3 protein-coding genes are annotated in these 2875 nt (G+C 39.7%); all 3 read right to left on the reverse strand.

All coding sequences use genetic code 11. From position 1 onward, the window contains the following. Positions 1–721: adenylosuccinate synthetase (locus KH943_RS09740; protein WP_304110392.1), on the reverse strand; the 721-nt coding region annotated here is incomplete at its 3' end. An 83-nt stretch (positions 722–804) separates the two neighbouring features. After that, positions 805–1692, reverse strand: a complete 888-nt coding sequence (gene hflC, locus KH943_RS09745; protein ID WP_304110393.1) for a protease modulator HflC — start codon at positions 1690–1692, stop codon at positions 805–807. Next, positions 1692–2870 (reverse strand): FtsH protease activity modulator HflK, encoded by a 1179-nt coding sequence (gene hflK / locus KH943_RS09750; RefSeq protein ID WP_304110394.1) that lies wholly within the window; start codon positions 2868–2870, stop codon positions 1692–1694. Before hflK ends, hflC begins: the two co-directional genes overlap by 1 nt. Between the last annotated feature and the right edge of the window lie 5 nt (positions 2871–2875).

Raw genomic sequence — 2875 nt, forward strand, 5'->3', positions numbered from 1 at the left:
TAGTTACGAATGGATAAGTACCATGGTCAATATCTAGCATTGTACCTTGAGCACCTTCAAATAAGATGTTTGCTCCTTCTTTACGTGCATCGTGAAGCATTGTAGTTACATCCGCTACCATTCCTTTAATCACATCGGCAATCGCAAACACATCATCTAAAGTTTTTTGGAAATCAACGGGGTCTGCTTTATAGTAATGCACAAGTTGGAAATTGTAGTAATCTAAAATTGATTTTAATTTTTCAGCGAAAAGCTCTTTATTGAACAAATCACTTACACGTAAACCACGGCGTGCTACTTTATCTTCATAAGCAGGTCCAATACCGCGACCTGTTGTACCAATTTTATTCTTACCTAAAGCACTTTCGCGAGCCTGATCCATTGCAACGTGATATGGTAAAATTAATGGACAAGCTTCTGAAATTTTTAAACGCTCGCGCACATTTACACCACGCGATTCTAATTCGCCCATCTCTTTCATTAACGCTTCTGGCGACAGCACTACGCCATTACCGATTAAACAAATCACATTATCATGTAAAATACCACTTGGGATTAAGCGAAGGATGGTCTTTTCGCCATTGATAATCAAAGTATGACCAGCATTGTGTCCTCCTTGATAACGCACCACATATTTTACACGATCCGTTAATAAATCTACAATTTTACCTTTCCCTTCATCGCCCCACTGAGCACCGAGAATCGCAACACTTTTACCCATAGGATTTGCCTCTTTAGTTGAGTTTATTAAAAGTTTGAATTAAAACGTAAAAAGACCCGATATTTCGGGTCTTATTGATACTATTATTTTGTAGGCGATTTCATAAAGCGTAAGAAATCACTCTCAGGCTTCATAATCATGATATTAGTTTTGCCTTCAGCAAAGCTAGCTTCATACGCTTTTAAGCTACGTACGAAAGCATAAAATTCAGGCTCTTGCCCAAGTGCATTCGCATAAATACGAGCTGCCTGTGCATCACCTTCACCTTGTAAGGTTTCAGCCATTTTTTTCGCATTTGCTTCAATTAGCACGACTTTTTTATCTACTTCCGCTTTGATAAATTCGGCTTTTTCTTCACCCTGTGAACGGTGTTCACGAGCTACCGCATCACGTTCTGCACGCATACGTTGGTAAATAGAAGATGAAACTTCATTTGGTAGGTTGATCTGTTTAACACGCACATCTACCACCTTGATGCCCAATTTTTCCGCACCATCATCCCCGTAATTTAAGGCTTTTTGAGCTCCAGCCATCAACTCACCACGAGAACCAGAAACAATATCTTTAATAGTGCGAGAACCAATTTCTGAACGTAAACGGTCATTGACCTTGCGACGTAATAGATCGGAGGCTTTTTGATAATCTCCACCTGTCGAAGTATAGAATTGACCAAAATCACTTATTCGCCATTTTACATAAGAATCCACAAGCAAATCCTTTTTCTCAACAGTCACAAACCGATCTTCTTTACCATCTAAAGTTTGAATACGAGCATCTAGTACTTTCAAACTATCCATAAATGGGACTTTAAAATGCAAGCCTGGCGTGTAAATCACCACTTTTTGCTCCGCATTACGATGGACTTTATTGAATCTCAACATAATACCGCGTCCACCTTCTGGCACAATCGTCATAGACTGGAATAAGACGAATGCTACAACAGCCAATACAGGCAATAATAATTTACGCATTAGAATCTCCCTCTACGAATTTCTGGTTGTGGTTGCTCTTGTACCGCAATTTTAGGTTGTACGGGTTGTTGAATCACAGGCTCTGCCATAATTGCTTTCGTTGTAGGCTGTGAAGCGGTCAAATTTCCTAACAGTTTTTCCAATGGTAACACATTGATATTTGCACCACCTTCCATCACAATTTTCGGTGTATTCGACATCACTTTTTCCATCGTTTGCAAATATAAACGTTCACGGGTTAGTTGAGGTGCAGATTTATACTCTGGCAATAATTTGCTGAAACGTTCTACCTCACCTTGAGCTTCTAGCACCACTTTTTCTTTATAAGCGGTTGCCTGCTCAATAATACGCTGAGCTTGACCACGTGCAATCGGTTCCTTACCACGAGCATAGGCTTCCGCTTCACGAATTAAACGTTGCTCATCTTCCTGTGCTTTAATCGCATCATCAAACGCTGCTTTTACCTCTTCAGGTGGACGAGCATATTGGAAATTTACATCGGTAATAAGTAATCCCATATCATAGTTTTTGATAATATCACGCAAGGTGTTCCACGTTTGTTCGCGTACAGTTGCACGACCTGTCGTAAGAATTTCATCCATTTTCATATGCCCGATAACATAGCGTAAAGCGCTATCAGTTGCTTGTTTCAAGCTATCATTTGGATTATTCACGCTAAAAAGATATTTCGCAGGATCTTCCACTCGATACTGTACGGTCATTTCAACCTGAACCATATTTTCATCTTGCGTAAGCATTGAACCGCTTGTATTGAGTTCCATCACACGTTCAATGTTTACTGGAATAACGTCATCAATAAAAGTTGCCTTCCAATTTAAACCAGGTAAAACGACTTGATTAAGCTTACCAAAACGCGTTACAACACCTCGTTCAGCCTCTTGCACAGTATAGAAACCAGAAGCTCCCCAAATAACCGCCGCTAAAGTAATAACGGCAGGAATAAACTTACCAAAAGAAACGGGCTTAGGGTTCCCATTTTGATCTTTCTTACCACCCATTTTACGAAGTAAGCTAGAGAATACTTCTTCTAAATCAGGTGGTTGTTGATTATTCTGTTGCTTTGGTTCTTGTGGTTCTGAACCATTATTTTGTTGTTCAGACTTCTTTTGATCCGGTTTACTCCAAGGATCTTGATTGTCTGATAAATAGAATGACATATGGT

The organism is Haemophilus parahaemolyticus (assembly GCF_018373095.1).
In the GTDB taxonomy this organism is placed as follows: domain Bacteria; phylum Pseudomonadota; class Gammaproteobacteria; order Enterobacterales; family Pasteurellaceae; genus Haemophilus_A; species Haemophilus_A parahaemolyticus_A.

Excerpts from the sequence above, each read along its gene's own strand:
- hflK (WP_304110394.1), bottom strand. The coding sequence starts at position 2,870 with ATGTCATTCTATTTATCAGACAATCAAGATCCTTGGAGTAAACCGGAT.
- hflC (WP_304110393.1), bottom strand. The coding sequence starts at position 1,692 with ATGCGTAAATTATTATTGCCTGTATTGGCTGTTGTAGCATTCGTCTTA.